The sequence below is a fragment of the Streptomyces sp. ATCC 21386 genome (assembly GCF_018728545.1).
Taxonomy (GTDB): Bacteria; Actinomycetota; Actinomycetes; order Streptomycetales; family Streptomycetaceae; genus Streptomyces.
The window spans coordinates 8,847,115-8,866,934 of sequence record NZ_JAAVVL010000001.1 but is presented as its reverse complement, the minus strand read 5'-3'; the positions used below and the strand labels follow the sequence as shown (position 1 = coordinate 8,866,934).

13 protein-coding genes are annotated in these 19,820 nt (G+C 71.3%); 12 read left to right on the top strand and 1 reads right to left on the bottom strand.

Annotation, left to right across the window (positions count from 1 at the left end):
• Nucleotides 1–504 precede the first annotated feature (504 nt).
• The gene (locus GWK25_RS37905) at nt 505–2,244 is read right to left on the bottom strand and encodes a dolichyl-phosphate-mannose--protein mannosyltransferase (RefSeq protein WP_215455986.1); all 1,740 of its coding nucleotides are present in this window, start codon (nt 2,242–2,244) and stop codon (nt 505–507) included.
• 163 nt (nt 2,245–2,407) lie between these two features.
• Between GWK25_RS37905 and rsmI the strand changes: the two genes are divergently transcribed.
• From rsmI to GWK25_RS37845, 12 genes are all read left to right on the top strand, one after another.
• Nucleotides 2,408–3,265: a 16S rRNA (cytidine(1402)-2'-O)-methyltransferase gene (gene rsmI, locus GWK25_RS37900; protein ID WP_215455985.1), complete on the top strand. Its 858-nt coding sequence runs from the start codon at nt 2,408–2,410 to the stop codon at nt 3,263–3,265.
• Between the two features lie 372 nt (nt 3,266–3,637).
• Complete coding sequence (locus GWK25_RS37895) at nt 3,638–4,054, top strand: hypothetical protein (protein WP_215455984.1); 417 nt, start codon at nt 3,638–3,640, stop codon at nt 4,052–4,054.
• 58 nt (nt 4,055–4,112) lie between these two features.
• Nucleotides 4,113–4,988, top strand: a complete 876-nt coding sequence (locus tag GWK25_RS37890) for a TatD family hydrolase (RefSeq protein ID WP_215455983.1) — start codon at nt 4,113–4,115, stop codon at nt 4,986–4,988.
• Between the two features lie 155 nt (nt 4,989–5,143).
• Complete coding sequence (locus GWK25_RS37885; protein ID WP_308404420.1) at nt 5,144–6,532, top strand: ubiquitin-like domain-containing protein; 1,389 nt, start codon at nt 5,144–5,146, stop codon at nt 6,530–6,532.
• A 121-nt stretch (nt 6,533–6,653) separates the two neighbouring features.
• Nucleotides 6,654–7,547, top strand: a complete 894-nt coding sequence (gene rsmA, locus GWK25_RS37880; protein WP_215455982.1) for a 16S rRNA (adenine(1518)-N(6)/adenine(1519)-N(6))-dimethyltransferase RsmA — start codon at nt 6,654–6,656, stop codon at nt 7,545–7,547.
• A gap of 250 nt (nt 7,548–7,797) precedes the next feature.
• Complete coding sequence (locus GWK25_RS37875; RefSeq protein WP_215455981.1) at nt 7,798–8,712, top strand: 4-(cytidine 5'-diphospho)-2-C-methyl-D-erythritol kinase; 915 nt, start codon at nt 7,798–7,800, stop codon at nt 8,710–8,712.
• Nucleotides 8,713–8,779: 67 nt separating this feature from the next.
• The gene (locus GWK25_RS37870; protein ID WP_215455980.1) at nt 8,780–10,192 is read left to right on the top strand and encodes an acyltransferase; all 1,413 of its coding nucleotides are present in this window, start codon (nt 8,780–8,782) and stop codon (nt 10,190–10,192) included.
• Between the two features lie 230 nt (nt 10,193–10,422).
• Nucleotides 10,423–11,202 (top strand): MHYT domain-containing protein, encoded by a 780-nt coding sequence (locus GWK25_RS37865; RefSeq protein ID WP_215455979.1) that lies wholly within the window; start codon nt 10,423–10,425, stop codon nt 11,200–11,202.
• Between the two features lie 136 nt (nt 11,203–11,338).
• Entirely contained in the window at nt 11,339–13,354 is a 2,016-nt protein-coding gene (locus tag GWK25_RS37860; protein ID WP_215455978.1) for a nitrate- and nitrite sensing domain-containing protein, read from the top strand.
• A 342-nt stretch (nt 13,355–13,696) separates the two neighbouring features.
• Nucleotides 13,697–15,511 carry an ABC-F family ATP-binding cassette domain-containing protein gene (locus GWK25_RS37855; protein ID WP_215455977.1) on the top strand — a complete coding sequence of 605 codons (1,815 nt, stop codon included), beginning with the start codon at nt 13,697–13,699 and terminating at the stop codon, nt 15,509–15,511.
• Nucleotides 15,512–15,787: 276 nt separating this feature from the next.
• Nucleotides 15,788–17,587 carry a PQQ-binding-like beta-propeller repeat protein gene (locus GWK25_RS37850; RefSeq protein ID WP_215455976.1) on the top strand — a complete coding sequence of 600 codons (1,800 nt, stop codon included), beginning with the start codon at nt 15,788–15,790 and terminating at the stop codon, nt 17,585–17,587.
• Nucleotides 17,588–17,642: 55 nt separating this feature from the next.
• The gene (locus GWK25_RS37845) at nt 17,643–19,634 is read left to right on the top strand and encodes a PQQ-binding-like beta-propeller repeat protein (RefSeq protein ID WP_215455975.1); all 1,992 of its coding nucleotides are present in this window, start codon (nt 17,643–17,645) and stop codon (nt 19,632–19,634) included.
• The last annotated feature ends 186 nt before the right edge of the window (nt 19,635–19,820 follow it).

The window sequence follows — 19,820 nt, the reverse complement described above, 5'->3', positions numbered from 1 at the left end:
GGATCCCCGGTGCGCGGCCGTTTGCCCATTATCCGGCCAAGTAAGTGCCCAGGAGTCAGCCAAGTCAGGGGAAAGGGCAGGTCATAGGCACTTTGGTCGTGGCTGATGCGGCGGCCCCGTTCCAGCCCGACCAATGTCCGTGCCGCCTATCCAAGAACGGGCAGGTCGTGGCTGAGGTGGCCGACTGCGCGTTGCAGCCAGCCGCTTTGGCGCGTGCTTGCAAGCTCATGACCCCTTCGTCGTGCTTTACCGGGCAGGTCCACAGACTCCCCGACGCACCGGAAGCCTAGGGCCATGATGAATCGCGCCAAAGCGACTCCAAAGCGGCCGACTTACGGAAAGCCGCAGGTCGTAGAAGGTGGATTGAGCCCGCTGTGAATCTGCCCACGGGTGGAGCCGGGCCGTCTCCGAGCCGTCCGAGGAGGACCAGTGACGGCCACTGATGACCGACAGTGACCTTGCGGGCACGGCGCGCTGCCGTGCCCGCAAGACCCGTCCGCCCAGCTACACCCAGGTGTCCAGCCACATCCGCGACCGCCAGCTGTCGATCGGGATGGGCTGGCCGGTGTAGAGGGGCCAGAAGTAGATGAAGTTCCAGGTGATGAGGAGGAACAGGACGCCGGCGGCCGCCGCGCCCGCTACTCGGCGGCGTTCCGGGGCGCCGGGTGGGCCGAGGATCGCGCCGATCATCATCGTGACCGCGAGGCAGAGGAAGGGGAGGAAGACGACGGCGTAGAAGAAGAAGATCGTGCGTTCCTGGTAGAGGAACCAGGGGAGGTAGCCGGCGGCGACGCCGCAGGCGATCGCGCCCGCGCGCCAGTCGCGGCGGAAGAACCAGCGCCACAGGACGTAGAGGACGGCGAACGCGGCGGCCCACCACAGCAGGGGCGTGCCGATGGCCAGGACCTCGCGGGCGCACTTGTCGGCGGTGTCGGCCGCGCAGCCGTCCTTGCCGGGGGACGGGGACTCGTAGAAGTACGAGACCGGGCGGCCGAGGACGATCCAGCTCCACGGGTTCGACTGGTACGTGTGCGGGGACGACAGGCCGACGTGGAACTCGTAGACCGCGTGCTCGTAGTGCCACAGGCTGCGCAGCCAGTCCGGCAGCCAGCTGAACCAGCCGCCCTTGCCCTCGGTCGCGGCCCAGTTGCGGTAGTAGCCGCCGGAGCCGTCGTCGGGGGAGAGGATCCAGCCCGTCCAGGACACCAAATAGGTGACGATCATCACCGGGACCGTGGACAGGAACGCCCAGCCCAGGTCGCGCTGCATCGTCGCGATCAGCGGCTGGCGCGCGCCGGCGACCTTGCGGGCCGCGTAGTCCCAGAGCACGGTCATGATCCCGAAGAACACCATGAAGTACAGGGCGTTCCACTTGGTGCCGAGCGCCAGGCCCAGGCAGAGACCGGCCAGCCAGCGGTACGGGCGCCAGCCGAGGCGGGTCGTCTCGGCGATGAGGGAGTTGGGGCGTACGATCCCGTCGCCGTCCCGGGGGAGGGCGGCGGCCAGCCGTGCGCGTGCCCGGTCACGGTCGATCACCAGGCAGCCGAACGCGGCCAGCACGAAGAACATCAGGACCTGGTCCAGCAGCGCCGTGCGGCTCATCACGAAGTGCAGCCCGTCGACGGCCATCAGGGCGCCCGCGAGGCAGCCGAGGAACGTCGAGCGGAAGATACGGCGGCCGATCCGGCACAGCATGAGGACGGAGAGCGTGCCGAGCAGGGCCGTCATGAAGCGCCAGCCGAACGGGTCGAAGCCGAACATCAGCTCGCCCAGACCGATCACGTACTTGCCGACGGGCGGGTGCACGACATACGCCGCGTCCGTCGGGATCGGGACGTCCCCGTTGTTCTTGAGGATCAGCTCGTTGGCGTTCTTGGCCCAGTTGACCTCGTAACCGCGGTGGACGATCGCCCACGCGTCCTTGGCGTAGTACGTCTCGTCGAATATCACCGCCCTGGGGCTGCCGAGGTTGTGGAACCGCATCAGCCCGGCGAGCAGCGTGACCAGCAGGGGACCGCCCCACGAGGACCAGCGGACAAGGCGGGCCGCGACCTCCTCGCGTACGCCGAGGACGGCCCAGAAGCGCGGGCCGGGAGGCGTGTACGGGGGCACCAGCCGGGTGCGGACGTCGCTTCTCGGCGCCGCCGTGTAGCCGAAACGGCGCAGGCGGTGCTGCCACGACGGCCGCGGGTCTTCGGTGGCCTGGTCCTGCCGGGTGTCCGTGGAGGACGCGGTACTGGTCACCGCGCCATCGTAGGGAACACGGCTGTGGGAGTCCCGTGGATGGGGATGTGGGGCGCCTATTGGGTCTGGGGTGTATGTCGTCTCGCGGCTGCGGGCCCGGTGGGGGCTGGTCGCGCAGTTCCCCGCGCCCCTTCGGGGGCCGGGCCCCTGGGAGGATGGGACGGTGACTGGAATTCTTGTGCTGGCAGGTACCCCCATCGGTGAGATCGCGGACGCGCCGCCCCGGCTCGCCCAGGAGTTGGCCGGGGCGGATGTCGTCGCCGCCGAGGACACGCGGCGGCTGCGGCGGCTCACCCAGGCGCTGGGGGTGCAGCCGGGCGGGCGGATCGTCTCCTACTTCGAGGGCAACGAGGCCGCGCGGACGCCGGAGCTCGTCGAGGCGCTGGTGGGCGGCGCCCGGGTGCTGCTGGTCACGGACGCGGGGATGCCGTCGGTCTCCGACCCCGGGTACCGGCTGGTCGCCGCCGCCGTGGAGAAGGACATCCGGGTCACCGCCGTGCCCGGTCCCTCCGCCGTCCTCACCGCCCTGGCGCTGTCCGGGCTGCCCGTCGACCGGTTCTGCTTCGAGGGGTTCCCGCCGCGCAAGGCCGGGGAGCGGCTCGCCCGGCTGCGCGAGGTCGCGGAGGACCGGCGCACGCTCGTGTACTTCGAGGCGCCCCACCGGCTGGACGCCACGCTCGCGGCGATGGCCGAGGTGTTCGGCGCGGGGCGGCGGGCCGCGGTGTGCCGGGAGCTGACCAAGACGTACGAGGAGGTCAGGCGGGGCCCGCTCGGGGAGCTGGCCGAATGGGCGGCGGACGGGGTGCGCGGGGAGATCACCGTGGTGGTCGAGGGGGCGCCGGAGAAGGGTTCGGAGGAGCTCGACGCGGAGGAGTTGGTGCGGCGGGTGCGGGTCCGGGAGGAGGCGGGCGAGCGGCGCAAGGAGGCGATCGCCGCGGTCGCGGTGGAGGCGGGAGTGCCGAAGCGGGTTGTCTTCGACGCGGTGGTGGCCGCCAAGCGGGATGTGGGCCGGGGCGCCTGAGGGGGCGGGAGGTACGGGTTCGTCGGCGGGTGCGGGTGGTTCGTGGTTGCTCGCGCAGTTCCCCGCGCCCCTGAAGAGCCGGGGCTGCGCCCCGGGCTCCTCGGGCCGAAAAGCAGGGCGCAGCCCGCTTTTCCAGGCGCGCGGGGAACTGCGCGAGAAACCCCACCCGCAGCCGAAGAACCGGTCAGACCCATGCCGCGGCAAAGCCGAGCAAAGCGCAGCCCTCCTACGGACGGGCTTCGCACAAGGGGAGACCAAATGCCCTTCAACAGTCGGCAGATGGGGTGCCCACCAGGTCCGTGAAGGCGTCAACTGGGTGGTGAGGACGTACACGTCACGTCCCCACCGTCCAGCGGACAAGAGGAGCTGGCAATGACCGAGATCGCAGAGCGCGCGATGCTGCGCGACACCGCCACCGCCGTCGTTCACGAGTCGTACGCCTTCGCCTGCATGCGGTGCGGGCACGGCTGGGAGCAGTCGTACGAGATAGAGCACCACAACGACGCCCAGGGGCGCGACTTCGTGATGTACGTGGCCGACGGCACGGTCGTGCCGTCCCCGCTGTCCCGGCCCACGTGCCAGAACTGCGACGGTCATGTCGTCCGGATCATGCGGGCGGGCCAGGTGTCGTCGGTGCGGGACGCCGAGCGTCGCCGGCATCTGCCGAAGCCCCGCCCGGTGGCGGACGACGGCACCCCGGCAGCGGCGGAGTCCCGGGAACAGCCGCAGGACCAGCACCACTGGCACCTGTCCGACCTGCTGCACCCGTTCCACCGCAAGGCGAGCTGACCTCCCCCCAGCGCGCCTGTGGGGCATGCCCCGATCGTGCGATTCGTAGGATCGGGGCATGCCCTCGAACGACAAGAACGCCGCGCCGCCGCTCCCCGAACCCCTCCGGGTGCCGGTCGCCGATTCGCACACCCATCTGGACATGCAGTCCGGCACCGTCGAGGAGGGCCTCGCGAAGGCCGCCTCCGTGGGGGTGACGACGGTCGTCCAGGTCGGCTGCGACATCAAGGGCTCGCGCTGGGCCGCCGAGACGGCCGAGCGCCACGAGGCCGTGCACGCGACCGTCGCACTGCATCCGAACGAGGCGCCGCGCATCGTCCACGGCGATCCGGACGGCTGGTCCCGACAGGGCGCACGGACGCCCGGCGGGGACGCTGCCCTCGACCACGCCCTCGCCGAGATCGACCGGCTGGCCGCGTTGCCGCAGGTCAAGGGCGTCGGGGAGACGGGGCTCGACTACTTCAGGACCGGACCGGAGGGCAAGGCCGCCCAGGAGCGGTCCTTCCGCGCGCACATCGAGATCGCCAAACGGCACGGCAAGGCGCTGGTCATCCACGACCGCGACGCCCACGACGACGTGTTGCGGATCCTGAAGGAGGAGGGCGCGCCCGAGCGGACCGTCTTCCACTGCTACTCCGGCGACGCGGAGATGGCGGCGGTCTGCGCCGCGCACGGCTACTTCATGTCCTTCGCCGGGAACATGACGTTCAAGAACGCCCAGCCGCTGCGCGACGCGCTCGCCGTCGCGCCCCTCGAACTCGTCCTCGTGGAGACCGACGCGCCCTTCCTGACACCCGCGCCGTACCGCGGACGGCCCAACGCGCCGTATCTCGTTCCGATCACGGTTCGGGCGATGGCGGTGGTGCGGGGCATCGACGAGGACGCGCTGGCGACGGCGATCGCGGTGAACACGGCGAGGGCGTTCGATTACTGAGGGGTCACGTCCCGTAGGCCGTCCGGGGGGCCCAAAAAGATGATCAGCGGCCCGTGTCGCGACACTGAGTGACCGCGTTGCTTTGGAGGGTGACCGGAGTCCGCTAGGTTCACGTCGCCCGACCCGGACCCGGATCCCCTCTGGAGCGTGTCGTCGTGAGCAATGCGCAGTCGCCGTACGAGGCCGAGACCCTGCCCTACGGGGTGCACCCGGACCACCAGCCGGACCCCCACCCGGACCACCAGCCGGACCCCCACCCGGACCACCAGCCGGACCCCCACCCGGACCACCAGCCGGACCACCACCCTGACGACCGCCCGGCCCGCCCGGACACCTACCGGCCCGCCTACGAGGACCGGCTCGCCCAGGAGGCCGCGGGTGAGCTGGAGGACGGGAGCGGCGGCCGGAGCGGCTCCCGGCGGGCCGTGCGGCGTCGGCGGGCCGCCGACCGGCCCGGTTCGCTGCGGCGGCTGGTGCCGCAGGCCCTGGTGGTGGCCTTTCTCGCGGGCGGCACCTCCGCGTTCGTGGCGAAGGACAAGGCGATCGAGCTGACCGTCGACGGGCGGCCCCGCACGCTGCACACGTTCGCCGACGACGTCACCGAACTGCTCGCCGACGAGGGGGTCGCCTTCGGCGCGCACGACGTCGTCGCCCCCGCCCCCGGTACGCCGCTGAGCAGCGGGGACGAGGTCGCCGTGCACTACGGGCGTCCCGTGGCCCTCACCCTGGACGGGCAGCGGCGGAAGGTGTGGACGACCGCCCACACGGTGGACGGGGCGCTCCACCAGCTCGGGGTGCGTGCGGAGGGCGCGTATGTGTCGACCTCGCGCTCCCAGCGGATCGGGCGTGCGGGGCTGGAGCTGGACGTCCGTACGGAGCGCACCGTCACGATCCTGGCGGACGGGCGGGCGCGGACGATCCGTACGAACGCGGCGACCGTGGGGGAGGCCGTGGAGCAGGCCGGGGTCACCCTGCGCGGCGAGGACACCACCTCGGTCGCGCGGTCCAGCTTCCCCCGGGACGGGCAGACGGTGACCGTGCTGCGGGTGACCGAATCCGGGGAGGTCCGGGAGGTGCCGATCCCGTTCCGGGTGCGCCGTACCGAGGATCCCTCGCTGTTCCGGGGCACGGAGGTCGTGGAGCGGGCCGGGCGTCCGGGGGTGAGGCGGGTCACGTACGCGCTCCGGACGGTCAACGGGGTGCGGCAGCGGCCGCGGCTGGTGCGGACGGAGGTGGTTCGTGAGCCGCGGGAGCAGGTGGTGAAGGTGGGGACGAAGGCGATGCCGACGTCCGTGGCGGGGGCGGAGGGGTTGAACTGGGGCGGCCTCGCCGCGTGCGAGTCGGGAGGGCGGCCGAACGCGGTCGATCCCTCCGGGACGTATGGGGGGCTGTATCAGTTCGACACCGGGACCTGGCGGAGTCTCGGGGGGAGTGGGCGACCCCAGGACGCGCCGGCGGCGGAGCAGACGATGCGGGCGAAGAAGCTGTACGTGCAGCGGGGGGCGAGTCCTTGGCCGCACTGCGGGGCGCGGCTTCGGGGGTAGGGGCGCGCGTGGGTTCGGGGACGCCGGGGCGTTGTCGGGTGCGGCGCCGACGCACCCGCACCGGCCACCCCATGAGGCGCCCAAGAACCGGGCGGAGCGCCCCGCCCCGTACCCTGGTGCGGTGAGCAGCCCCTCCCCCGACGCCCTCCTCGGCCCCGCCGACGTCCGCGAACTCGCCGCCGCGCTCGGTGTGCGTCCGACCAAGCAGCGCGGCCAGAACTTCGTGATCGACGCGAACACGGTTCGCCGCATCGTGCGGACCGCGGACGTCCGCCCGGAGGACACCGTCGTCGAGGTGGGCCCGGGCCTCGGCTCGCTCACCCTCGCCCTGCTGGAGGTGGCGGACCGGGTCACGGCCGTCGAGATCGACGACGTCCTCGCCGCCGCCCTGCCCGCGACGATCGCCGCCCGCATGCCCACCCGCGCCGCCCGCTTCGCCCTCGTGCACTCCGACGCGATGGACGTGACGGAACTCCCCGGCCCCGCCCCCACCGCCCTCGTCGCGAACCTCCCCTACAACGTCGCGGTCCCCGTACTGCTGCACATGCTCGACACCTTCCCCACCATCGAGCGCACCCTCGTGATGGTCCAGGCCGAGGTCGCCGACCGGCTGGCCGCCGGGCCGGGCTCGAAGGTGTACGGCGTGCCGTCGGTGAAGGCCAACTGGTACGCGGAGGTCAAGCGGGCCGGGGCGATCGGACGGAACGTCTTCTGGCCGGCGCCGAACGTGGACAGCGGGCTCGTCTCTCTGGTCCGCCGCACGGAGCCGATCAAGACCACCGCCGCCAAACGGGACGTGTTCGCGGTCGTCGACGCGGCCTTCGCCCAGCGGCGCAAGACCTTGCGGGCCGCTCTCGCCGGGTGGGCCGGCTCCCCGGCCGCCGCCGAGGCCGCCCTCGTCGCCGCCGGAGTCTCCCCGCAGGCCCGCGGTGAGTCCCTGACGGTGGAGGAGTTCGCCGCCATCGCCGAGAACCGCGTCACCGAGCCCGCCGTCCCCGGCGAGACCGGACGCTGAGGCCGACCGAGAGCAGGCCCAGGCCCCGGGCCCAGGACAGTCCCAGGGCGCCGGCCTCAGCAAGTCCCCGGGCCCCGGCCCCGGCCCCGGCCCCGGCCAAGTCCCAAGGCCGCCACAGACCAGAACCGCCACAGACCAGAACCGCCGCAGACCAGAACCGCCACAGACCAGAACCGCCACAGACCAGAACCGCCACAGACCAGAACCGCCACAGACCCACCCAGCAGAACCCCGAGGAGTGCCGTAACCCGTGAGCGTCACCGTTCGCGTTCCCGCCAAGGTCAACGTGCAGCTCGCGGTCGGCGGTGCCCGGCCCGACGGGTTCCACGACCTGGCCAACGTCTTCCTCGCCGTCGGGCTGTACGACGAGGTCACCGCCACCCCCGCCGACGAACTGACCGTCACCTGCGAGGGCCCCGGCGCCGACCAGGTGCCCCTGGACCGCACGAACCTCGCCGCCCGCGCCGCCCTCGCGCTGGCGGAACGGTACGGCGTCGAGCCCGCCGTCCACCTCCACATCGCCAAGGACATCCCCGTCGCGGGCGGCATGGCCGGCGGCAGCGCGGACGCGGCCGGCGCGCTGCTGGCCTGCGACACACTGTGGGGGACGAACGCCTCGCGCGCCGAACTCCTCGACATCTGCGCCGAGTTGGGCAGTGACGTGCCGTTCGGCCTGGTGGGTGGCGCGGCGCTCGGGACCGGGCGGGGCGAGCGGCTCCAGACCCTCGACGTGGGCGGGACCTTCCACTGGGTGTTCGCCGTCGCCGACGGCGGGCTCTCCACGCCCGCCGTCTACCGCGAGTTCGACCGGCTGCACGAGCACGACACCGTCCCCGAGCCCGTCGCCTCCCAGGTGCTGCTGCACGCGCTCGCCAAGGGTGACGCCGACGCGCTCGCCGCGTTCCTGCCGGACTCCAACGGCCTCCAGCCCGCCGCCCTCTCCCTCTTCCCGCGGCTGGCCGACACCCTCGCCGAGGGCCTCGCGGCGGGCGCGCTCGCGGCGCTCGTCTCCGGCTCGGGCCCGACCACGGCCTTCCTCACCCGGGACGCGGAGTCGGCCCGCGCCGTGGCCGACGGGCTCCTCGCGTCCGGCACGTGCAAGGCGGCGCGCGTGGCCGCGTCGCCCGCGCCGGGGGCGACCGTGGTCGGGGGAGCCGGGGCGTAGGTACTCAGAGGTGAGTTGAGTACGGGAGCGCTGCCGCCCGCCCCGGCGCCCGCGCGACCGTACTCCCATGACCGCAACCACCGGCGCGACAACCAGCGCGAGGGCCGCCGTGAGCGCGCGCGTGAGTGCGCGTGAACTCGCCGCCGCCACCCCGGCCGACAGGGACCGCTACGTCGACCTGCTCCGCGTCGCCTCCCTCGGCACGGTCGTGCTCGGGCACTGGTTGATGGCTGCGGTCACGACCGGCGCCGACGGTCAGGTGGAGGTGGGCAACCTCCTCGCCGTCGAGCCGAAGCTCCAAGTCCTCACCTGGGCCTTGCAGATCATGCCGGTGTTCTTCTTCGTCGGCGGCTTCTCGCACGCCCTTTCCTACCGTTCGCTCAGCCGCAGGTTCCCGGACGGGGGCTCGGTCTACCCCGCCTTCCTGCGCGCCCGCCTCCAACGGCTGCTCCGTCCCACCATGGTCTTCATAGGGGTGTGGGGCGCCGCGGCCGCGCTCCTCCATCTGGCGGGCGTCGGCGGCGGGTTGCTCGACGTGGCGCTGCGGCTGGTCGCGCAACCGCTGTGGTTCATCGGGATCTATCTTGCGATGGTCGCCTTCACCCCGCCGCTGCTGAAGCTGCACGAGCGGTTCGGCTGGGGCGCGTTCGGGGCGCTGATCGCGGCCGCCGCGCTCGTGGACGTACTGCGGTTCGCGCTGGACGTGCCGTTCGTCGAGTTCCTCAACTTCGCCTTCGTGTGGCTCGCGATCCACCAACTCGGGTTCCTGCGCGCCGACGGGCGGCTGACCCGGCCGTATCTGCTCGCCGGTGCCGGGCTCGCGGGGGCCGCGCTGCTGGTGGCGTACGGGCCGTATCCGCTGTCGATGGTCGGGATGCCGGGGGAGAAGGTGTCGAACATGGCGCCGCCGACCTTCGCGCTGCTGTGCCACGGGCTGTGGCTGGTCGGCGCGGTGGAATGGGTGCGCCGGCCGGTCGCCCGGTGGCTGGAGCGGCCGAAGGTCTGGCGGACGGTCGTGGCGGCCAACGGCATCTCGATGACCGCGTTTCTATGGCATCTTTCGGCCATGCTCGGGGTGTACGGCGTGCTGCTCGCCCTCGATGTCGACCTGCCGACACCCGCGACGGGCTCCTGGTGGGTCCAACTGCCCCTGCGGATCGGGGCCGCGGCCGTTCTCACGGCGGTTCTCGTCGCCGCGTTCCGGCGCTTCGAGCGGCCCTCGGCCCGCCCCTCCGGACCGTCTCGGCAGAGTGGTTTCCGCAGGTGGCGGACGTATTCGGGGCCCGCTGCGGCCTTTGGGGCGGTGCTGTGTCTGTTCGGGGTGCTGGGGCTCTCCATGGTTGGTTTCGGCGGGCTGTTCGAGGGGCGTACGGCCCTGTTGATCGCCGTCCAGGTCAGTGCTCCGGTGGCTGTGGGCATGACGCTCGCCGGATGGGCGCTGGTGGAACTCATTGGTCGCGGCACACGGTCAAGTGCCTGACCGGAGTGGGCCGGTGGAGGAAATGTGCAGGTCATGCAATGGTTTGTCATACCCGTCAGTTTGTAACTCATGCCACAATGCTTTAATCTTCACAGAAGTGCCTTTTGGTCCCTTTCGCGTGATTCGCCGGTCATCTTCGAGTGGCATGATCTCGATCCCCGGTGCCTTGTTACCGGTGGTACTTCCCGTGCGCGTGGTGTCGTCCCCGCGGCGGGCGAGAGGGGTTCCTCATGGACCACATCGATCACTTCAGTGCCGGATGGGTCACCCCCGTCCTCTCCTACGTCATGGCCTGCGTCGGCTCCGCGCTCGGACTGCGCTGCACCGTCAGGGCACTTGAGGCCGACGGTGCCTCCAAGCGGAACTGGCTCACGCTGGCGTCGTTCGCGATCGGCTCGGGCATCTGGACCATGCACTTCGTCGCGATGATGGGCTTCGGCGTGCAGGGCACCCCGATCCGCTACGACGTGCCCATGACCGTCCTCAGCCTGGTCATGGCGATCGCCGTCGTCAGCGCCGGTGTCTTCACCGCCGGTTACGGCCGCTCCCGGGTCCGCGCGGTGGCCTTCGGCGGCCTCGGTACCGGCCTCGGCGTGGCCGCGATGCACTACACCGGCATGGCCGCGCTCAACCTGCACGGCGAGGTCGGCTACGACCCGTCGCTGGTCATCGCCTCCGTGGTGATCGCGGTCGTCGCCGCGACCGCCGCGCTGGCGCTGACGCTGGTCGTGCGCGGCGGTGTGCTCGCCGCGATCGCGGCGCTCGTGATGGGGCTGGCGGTCAGCAGCATGCACTACACCGCGATGTACGCCGTGAGCATCGATCTGGCGCCCAGCACGGCACAGTTGGCGGGGGCGACGGCCACCGAGTTTCTGTTTCCGCTGGCCGTGCTGCTGGGGTCGTTCCTCTTCCTGACCTCGGCGTACGTGGCGTTGTCGCCGACGGGGAAGCGGGCCGAGTCCTCCTTCGCCGATGAGCTGTTGCGTGAGGTCGAGCTCTCCACGGCCTGAGTCTTCCGCTCGACCTCCAGTGAGTACCTGCGCGCCTGTGGGGGCTGGTCGCGCACACACGGCGGAGCCGCACCTCGGCAACGCCCCGAGCGCCTGACGGGGCGCTCGATCCTCCCCTCCCCTTACGAGGTCCCCAATGAAAATCTTCCACGCGACCACCCGGCTGCTGCGCCCCAGATCCGTGCGGGCGAAGATCGTCGCCCTGTTGATGTTGCCCATCGTGTCGCTGATGGCGTTGTGGAGCTACGCCGCCGTGACGACCGTCGCCGCCATCGGTGACACCGAACGGGCCAAGGACGTCAACAGCGAGCTGCTGGCGCCGGTCGCCGAGTTCGTGACCGCGGTGCAGAGCGAGCGGACGGCCGCGATGCGGTACGCCGCCAAACCCGGCGAGACCAGTCTCGACGACCTGAGGGCCGACCAGCAGGCCACCGACAAGGCCGTGACGGCGCTCCGCGCGGGCCTCAGCTCCTCCAGTTCGGACGCCGCCCTCATCGACCCGGCACTGCCCGACCGACTGCAGACCCTCGAAGCCGACTTCAGCGACCTCGCCGCCCTGCGCGCGGGCGCCACCGGGTCGGCCGCGAAGGACGCCAGGACCACGGTGTCGACGGCGTACACCGACTACTCCGCCGTCATCGACCACGCCTTCGCCGTGACCGGCGCGCTCACCAGCGAGCAGGGCACCGACGCGACCTCCGAGGCGCGGGTCGTCCTCGAACTCTCCCGGGTCCGCGACGCCGTGGCCCGCGAGCAGGCGCTGCTGGCCGCCGCCACCGCGTCCGGGACACTCGGCAAGGAGCAGTACGCGCGGTTCGTGGGCGCCGTCGCCACCCAGCGCGCACTGCTGCGGCCGGCCGTCGCCGACCTCAAGACCGCACACCGGCCCGCCTACGACGTGCTCCTCGACAGCGACGACTACGCAGCCCTCGTCAAGGTCGAGGACGGCGTGACCGACGCCGGACCGGGACCGGTGTCGACAGCCGTGCTCAAGGACTGGGACGCCACGTCGACGGCCGTGCTGAAGGGCCTGGCGGCGGCCGAGGAGGACGCGGGAACCGGCGCCGCGGCCAAGGCGGACGTCTTCGGCTGGGACAACCTCGGCGCGTCCGGCGTCGCCGTCGTCCTCGGTCTCGCCGGCGTGCTCCTGTCGCTGCTGGTCTCCGTGGGCGTCGGACGCGGCCTGATCGTCGAACTCCTCGACCTGCGCAACTCCGCCCTGGAGGTCGCCGGGCGCCGGCTGCCGCAGGCGATGCGCAAGCTGCACGCCGGGCAGGGCGTCGACATCGACGCCGAGGCCCCGATGCGCCGCCTCGCCGGTGACGAACTCGCCCAGGTGGGCACCGCGCTCACCGCCGTGCAGCGGGCCGCGCTCAAGGCGGCCTCCGAGCGCGCCGAACTCCTCAGCGGCATCTCCGGGGTCTACGTCAGCCTCGCCCGCCGCAGCCAGGTGCTGCTCCACCGGCAGCTCGACCTGCTCAGCGTCATGGAGCAGCGCCAGCAGGAACAGCAGAACCACGCCGAGCTGTACGACCTGTACCGCGTCGACTACCTCGCCACCCGGATGCGGCGCCACTCCGAGTCGCTGCTCATCCTGTCGGGGATCGCGCCCGGCCGGGGCTGGCGCGACCCGATCGCGCTGACGGACGTCCTGCGGGCCGCCGTCGCCGAGATCGAGGACGCGACCCGGGTCCAGGTGTGGGCCGTACCGAAGGTGTCGCTGAACGGCGGTTCCGTCGCCGACGTCATCCATCTGCTCGCCGAGCTCGTCGAGAACGCCGCCGCGTTCTCCCCGCCCTCCACCAAGGTCCAGCTGCGCGCGGCCCGGCTGCGGGACGGCATCCTCATCGAGGTCGAGGACAGCGGCTTCGGCATGAACGAGGAGGCGATGGCCGAGGCCAACGGCAAGCTGCGGTCGGAGCGGGTCGACCTCCTCGACGCCAAGCAGATCGGCCTGTTCGTGGTGAACCGGCTCGCCGAACGTCAGGGTCTGCGCGTCGAATTGCGGCAGTCGACCGACGGAGGCGTCGCCGCGGCCGTCTTCATCCCCGAGAACCTGGTCCGCGACGACATGCCCGTGCACCGGGAGCCGGCCGGCCACGGCCGCTCCACGGACCCGGGAACGGCGCTGATCCAGCAACGGCGGAGGTAGGCCGCACAGGACCGCCGTGCGCCCCGGGTGGTGGCTTCCCCGGGGCGCACGGCCCTGCCACGGCCGCGACACAGCTCGCGTGATCAGGCGAGTCGGCGGCCGCGGCCCCGGTGGGGCTTCTCGCGCAGTTCCCCGCGCCCCTGAAAAGCTAGGGGCCGCGCCCCGCGCTTTTCAGGCTCGCAGGGCCTGGTCTTCTAGGGGGCGCGGGGAACTGCGCGAGAAGCCCACCGAACACCCGCACCCGGCCACCACCGCGCTCCTGCTCCGCAAGGCGCCGCCCGTCACACCCGTGCGCCCCGCCGACTACCCTGGAGGGTCGATCGTCCCCGTGGCAGGAGAGTAATGGCCGTCAACCTGGTCAATGTCGAGAACGTCAGCAAGGTGTACGGCACCCGTGCCCTGCTCGACGGGGTCTCGCTCGGCGTCTCCGAAGGGGACCGGATCGGCGTCGTGGGGCGGAACGGAGACGGCAAGACCACCCTGATCCGGATGCTCGCCAAGCTGGAGGAGGCCGACACCGGACGGGTCACCCACTCCGGCGGCATCCACGTCGGCGTGCTCACCCAGCACGACTCCCTCGACCCCACCGCCACCGTCCGGCACGAGGTCATCCGCGACCTGGCCGACCACGAGTGGGCGGGCAACGCCAAGATCAGGGACGTACTGACGGGACTCTTCGGCGGGCTCGACCTCCCCGGCTTCCCGCAGGGGCTCGACACCGTCATCGGCCCGCTCTCCGGCGGTGAGCGGCGGCGCATCGCGCTCGCCAAGCTGCTCATCGAGGAGCAGGACCTGATCGTCCTCGACGAGCCCACCAACCACCTGGACGTGGAAGGCATCTCCTGGCTCGCGAACCATCTGCGCGAGCGGCGCTCCGCCCTCGTCTGCGTCACCCACGACCGGTGGTTCCTCGACCAGGTCTGCACCCGGATGTGGGACGTGCAGAAGGGCTCCGTCTACGAGTACGAGGGCGGCTACTCCGACTACGTCTTCGCCCGCGCCGAGCGGGAGCGGATCGCCGCCACCGAGGAGACCAAGCGGCAGAACCTGGTCCGCAAGGAGCTGGCCTGGCTGCGGCGCGGCGCCCCGGCCCGTACGTCCAAGCCCCGCTTCCGGGTCGAGGCGGCCAACGAGCTGATCGCGGACGTACCGCCGCCGCGCGACACCAGCGAGCTGATGAAGTTCGCGTCGTCCCGCCTCGGCAAGACCGTGTTCGACCTGGAGAACGTCACCGTGCAGGCCGGTCCGAAGGTGCTGCTGAAGCATCTGACCTGGCAGCTCGGGCCGGGCGACCGGATCGGCCTCGTCGGCGTCAACGGCGCCGGCAAGACCTCCCTGCTGCGCGCCATGGCGGACGCCGCGCGCAGCGAGGGGGAGAAGCAGCCGGCCGCCGGGCGGGTCGTCACCGGCAGGACCGTGAAGCTCGCGTACCTGTCCCAGGAGGTCGCCGAACTCGACCCGACCTGGCGGGTGCTCCAGGCCGTGCAGCAGGTCCGCGACCGCGTCGACCTCGGCAAGGGGCGCGAGATGACGGCGGGGCAGCTCTGCGAGACCTTCGGCTTCAACAAGGAGAAGCAGTGGACGCCGGTGGGCGACCTCAGCGGTGGTGAGCGGCGGCGGCTGCAACTGCTGCGGCTGCTGATGGACGAGCCCAACGTCCTCTTCCTCGACGAGCCAACCAACGACCTCGACATCGAGACGCTCACGCAGCTGGAGGACCTGCTCGACGGGTGGCCCGGCTCGATGATCGTGATCTCCCACGACCGGTTCTTCATCGAGCGGACGACGGACAAGGTGTTCGCGCTGCTCGGTGACGCGACGCTGCGGATGCTGCCGCGCGGGATCGACGAGTACATCGAGCGGCGCCACAAGATGGAGGAGGCCGCGGCGGCGTCCGCCGGGGTCGCCGTGAAGCCCGCCGCCGAGGCCGCGACGCAGAAGAGCGCCGCCGACGCCCGAGCCGCGAAGAAGGAACTCCAGAAGATCGAGCGGCAGTTGGACAAGGTCTCCGAGAAGGAGGCGAAGTTGCATGCGCGGATTGCCGAGAACGCGACGGACTTCTCGAAAGTGGGAGAGCTGGACGCCGAGTTGAGGGCGCTGCTCGCCGAGAAGGAGGAGCTGGAGATGCGGTGGCTTGAACTGGCGGATGACGCCTAGTCGACGCCTGGTCGATGCCTGGTCGGCCGATCCGGGCGGCCGCCCGCCGTTGGGGCTGGTGTTCGACGCCAAGGCCCCGCGCATGTCCCGTGAAGGGGGCGTGAAGGAGCGTAACGGGGGCATCACGGGCCGGTTCTCCCTTGGGAACAGGGGAGCGACCGGCCCCATGTGCGAGCGCGTCGCAGTGATAGAAAGAGCCGTCTGAGAACAGTCTGAGAAGCGATACCACGCGGTCACACGGGTGGCTCGAAAGCAGCGAACAGGGGGAAAGCGCTGATGGTTCAGCCGCCCGATCAGCCGCCGCAGGGCGGTTACGGAGTACCGCAGAATCCACCACCGCCGTCGCAGCCGCAACAACCGCAACAGCCGTACGGCTACCCGCAGACGCCTCCGCCGCAGGGCCCGCCCGCACCGGGGCCCGGCTACGGCTACCCGCCCCAGCAGCAGCCCGCCCAGCCCGGCCCGTACACCCAGCCCGGCCCGTACGGCCAGCCGCAGCAGCCCGGCCCCTACGCGCAGCCCGGCCCGTACAACCCGGCCTCGCAGGCCGGTTACGGCTACCCGCAGTCGCAGTACGCGGGCGCGCCCACGCCCCCGCCGGTCGGTGGCGGCGGCGGTGGCTCGAAGAACCCCTTCAAGGGCCGGCCCGCGATGGTCGTCGGTGCCGCCGTGGCCGCACTGCTCGTGGTCGGCGGCGCCGTGTTCGCCGTGACGAAGATCGGGGACGACGGCGAGAAGAAGCCGGTCGCCAAGGAGAGCACGGGCCCCTCCGAGGACGACAAGCCCTCGGACGCGCCGTCCGCGCCCGTCAACCAGGGCGACGGCAGCGGCGACGGCGGCGAGGACCTCGAGATCTCCGACCTCAACGCGGACCGCAAGGACGGCGAGGCGAAGGTGCTCTGGTACAAGAGCGCGCCCGACACCCCCGGTTCCGGCGCGGGCGCCCCCGGCCTGTGGGTCACCGACAAGGTCGCCGTGAAGCCCGCGTACAAGCAGCTGTTCGCCTACAACGTGGGCGACGGCGACCCGGCCTGGGACCCGATCGAGTTCCCCGGCAAGATCTGCGCGGTCACGCCGCAGAAGACCTCCGACGACCGGGCCGTGGTCGCGTACCAGAAGAGCACCTCGAAGAACGCCGACTGCGACCAGCTCCAGCAGATCGACCTGAACACCGGCGACAAGGGCTGGTCGGCCCAGCTGGAGAAGGGCGACCTGTTCGACAGCGCCCACAGCGTCTCCCTGGCCCTCGCCGGTGACACGCTCGTGGTGGGCCGCTCGCAGTCCGGGACGGCGTACGACATCGACACGGGCAAGAAGCTCTTCGACAAGAAGTCCTACGGCCAGTCCTGCTACCCGTCCGGGTTCACGGGCGGCGCGCGGCTGGTCGTCGTCTCCTCCTGCGCGGTGACCACGGACAAGGAGCACGACGAGGTCCAGGAGCTGGACCCGCGCACCGGCAAGGCCAAGTGGACGCGGAAGATCCCCAAGGGCTGGAAGGTCGAGAACGCGTACTCCGTGGACCCGCTCGTCCTCTACCTCACCAACGAGGAAGAGAACACCTGGAACATCTCCACCTTCAAGGCCGACGGATCGACCCGTTCGCAGGTCGACTCCGACGCCTCGTTCGCCCCCGACTGCGACGGCGGGATCCTCAGCGGGAACCTCGCCGGCTGCACCGGTGTCGCGAGCGACGCGAACACGCTCTACCTGCCGACCGAGGAGAAGGACGGCACCAACGAGATCGTCGCGCTGAACCTGGCCACCGGCAAGGAGAAGTGGCGCGTCAAGTCGCCCTCCGCCGACGCGGTGATGGAACCGCTGCGCACCGAGGACGGGAAGCTGATCGCGTACGTCGAGCCGTCGGACGCGGGCGGCCAGGTCGTGTCGTTCCCGACCACGGGCGGCAAGCCCACGGCCACGAAGCTGCTGCAGATGCCGGCGAGCGCCGCGGCGATCGAGGGTTCCTTCTACGCGAAGGCCGTCGACTACCTGGACGGGCGCTTCTACATCTCCTCGACCCTCCTGAGTGGTGCCGACGAAGCGAAGGAGAAGTTGATGCTGGCCTACGGCAAGTGACAGCCCCGCTCGTCCTCCACCCGACCACCGAGATCCGCTCCGAGGTATCCACGTCATGACGCAGCCGCCGCCCCCGCCGAACCAGCCGCCGGGCCCGCCCCCGAACCAGCCGCCGGGCCAGTCCTTGTCCAAGGACCAGCCGCCCGCCCAGCCGCCGGCGCAGGGCCAGCAGCCGCCGGCACAGCCCCCGGCCCAGGGCCAGCCGCCGCAGGGCGCCCCGCCGCAGGGCGGTTTCGGCGCGCCCACCCCGCCGCCGGCCGGCGGCTTCGGCGCCCCGACGCCCCCGTCGCAGGGCCCGCCCGCGCAGGCCCCGGGCTACGGCTACCCGCAGACGCCCCCGCCGCAGCAGCCCGGCTACGGCTACCCGACCCAGCCCGGTCAGCCGGGCGCCTACGGCCAGCCGCAGCCCGGCCCGTACGGCCAGCCGCAGCCCGGCCCGTACGGCCAGCCCGCGCCCGGCCCCTACGGGCAGCAGCCGTACGGCTACCAGCCGCAGACCATGCCCATGCAGCCGCAGGTGGGCCACCCGGGCGGTCCCGGCGGCCCCGGCGGCAAGAAGAAGGTGAACTCCGCGGCGATCATCATCACCGCGGCGGTCGCGGCCATCGCGCTCATCGTCGGCGGCGGCGTCTACATCGCCACCTCCAACGGCGACGACGACAACGGCAAGAAGGACACCGCCAGCTCGGAGGGCACCTCCGGCGGCAAGGACGACACCAAGGGCGACGACGACGGCGGTTCCTCCTCCGGCGGTTCGTCGTCCGGTGGCGTGGAGATCCCGACCACGGCCCAGGAGAAGGCACCGTCCAGCCCCAGCGCGAAGATCCTCTTCCAGGTGCCGGCGCACGAGGTCAAGGAAAAGCTCCAGATCGACAGCGTCAAGGGCTCCTGGCTGACGAAGACCACGTACGCCAAGTCCGCGCTCAACAAGATCGTCGGCTACGAACCGGACAGCGGCAAGACCAAGTGGACGCTGGACCTGACCGGTCAGACCTGCGCGGGCTCCCGTGAGATCACCACCGAGGGCATCGCCGTCGTGGTGACCGAGGCGGGCAAGCGCAAGAACAACGACGACCGCCAGCCCTGCACCGAGGTCACCGCGTTCAACGTCGAGACCGGCAAGGAGGTGTGGACCAAGAGCGCCGACCTCAGCGGCAGCAAGGTGCCGTTCGGCGAGGTCACCATCTCCGGTACGACGGTCGCCGCGGCCGGCGGGTACTCCGGCGGCGCCGCGTTCGACGTCAACTCCGGCAAGACGCTGTGGTCGCCGAAGGCCGGCGAGTGCACCGACGAGGGCTACGCGGGCGGCGCCCAGCTGATCGCGGTCCGCAAGTGCGGCGACTACGGCAGCGAGACCTTCGAGATCCAGCTCCTCGACCCCAAGTCGGGCAGCGTCAAGTGGACGTACAAGGTGCCCTCCGGCATCCAGCGTGCCAAGGTCATCTCCACCAACCCGGTCGTCTTCGGCGTGGTGACCGGCAGCGACGTCCCGTTGACCGGCACGACCGACATCTTCTCCCTGGACGACAAGGGCAAGCTGCGCGCCAAGATCTCCATCCCGGAGGAGAAGTACGACTACGAGTGCCCGGTCCGCGGTGTCTGGGCCTGCAGGGGCATCTACGTCGGCAACGACAAGGTGTACATGCCGACCAAGAGCCACGACGGCACCGGCGCGTACAGCTCCACCAACGAGATCGTCTCCTTCTCGCTGGCGACCGGGAAGTCCACCGGTGACCGCGTCGACGCGGGCGACGACCACGAGCTGTTCCCGATCCGGATGGACGGGCCGAACATCATCGCCTACAAGGACGGCCCGTACGACAAGGGTGCCCAGATCGTCTCCATCGACGGCAAGACACTGAAGCAGACCAAGCTCCTGGAGACCCCGGCCTCCGAGTCGGTGCTCCGCGCGATCAGCGCCATGACGCCGACGATGAGCGAGATGCTCTACGCCGACGGCCGCTGGTTCATCGGCTCGGAACTCGTCAGCAAGCCGTACTCGGACGACGAGAAGGAGTACACGGCGCTCGGCTTCGGGGCGAAGTAACCCCACGCGCCCCCTCGGCCTCGTTCCACGGCCCCGCCCCAGCTCAGGGGCGGGGCCGTGCACGTATCCCCCATCACGCTCGAATAGGAGGGAATTTCGGTAATCCGGGGCACTTCTCTCCCGTAGGGGGAGCGCAACGTCGAACAAGCGTGTAGCTTCCGGGGGCATGAAGAGCGGGCGTCGACG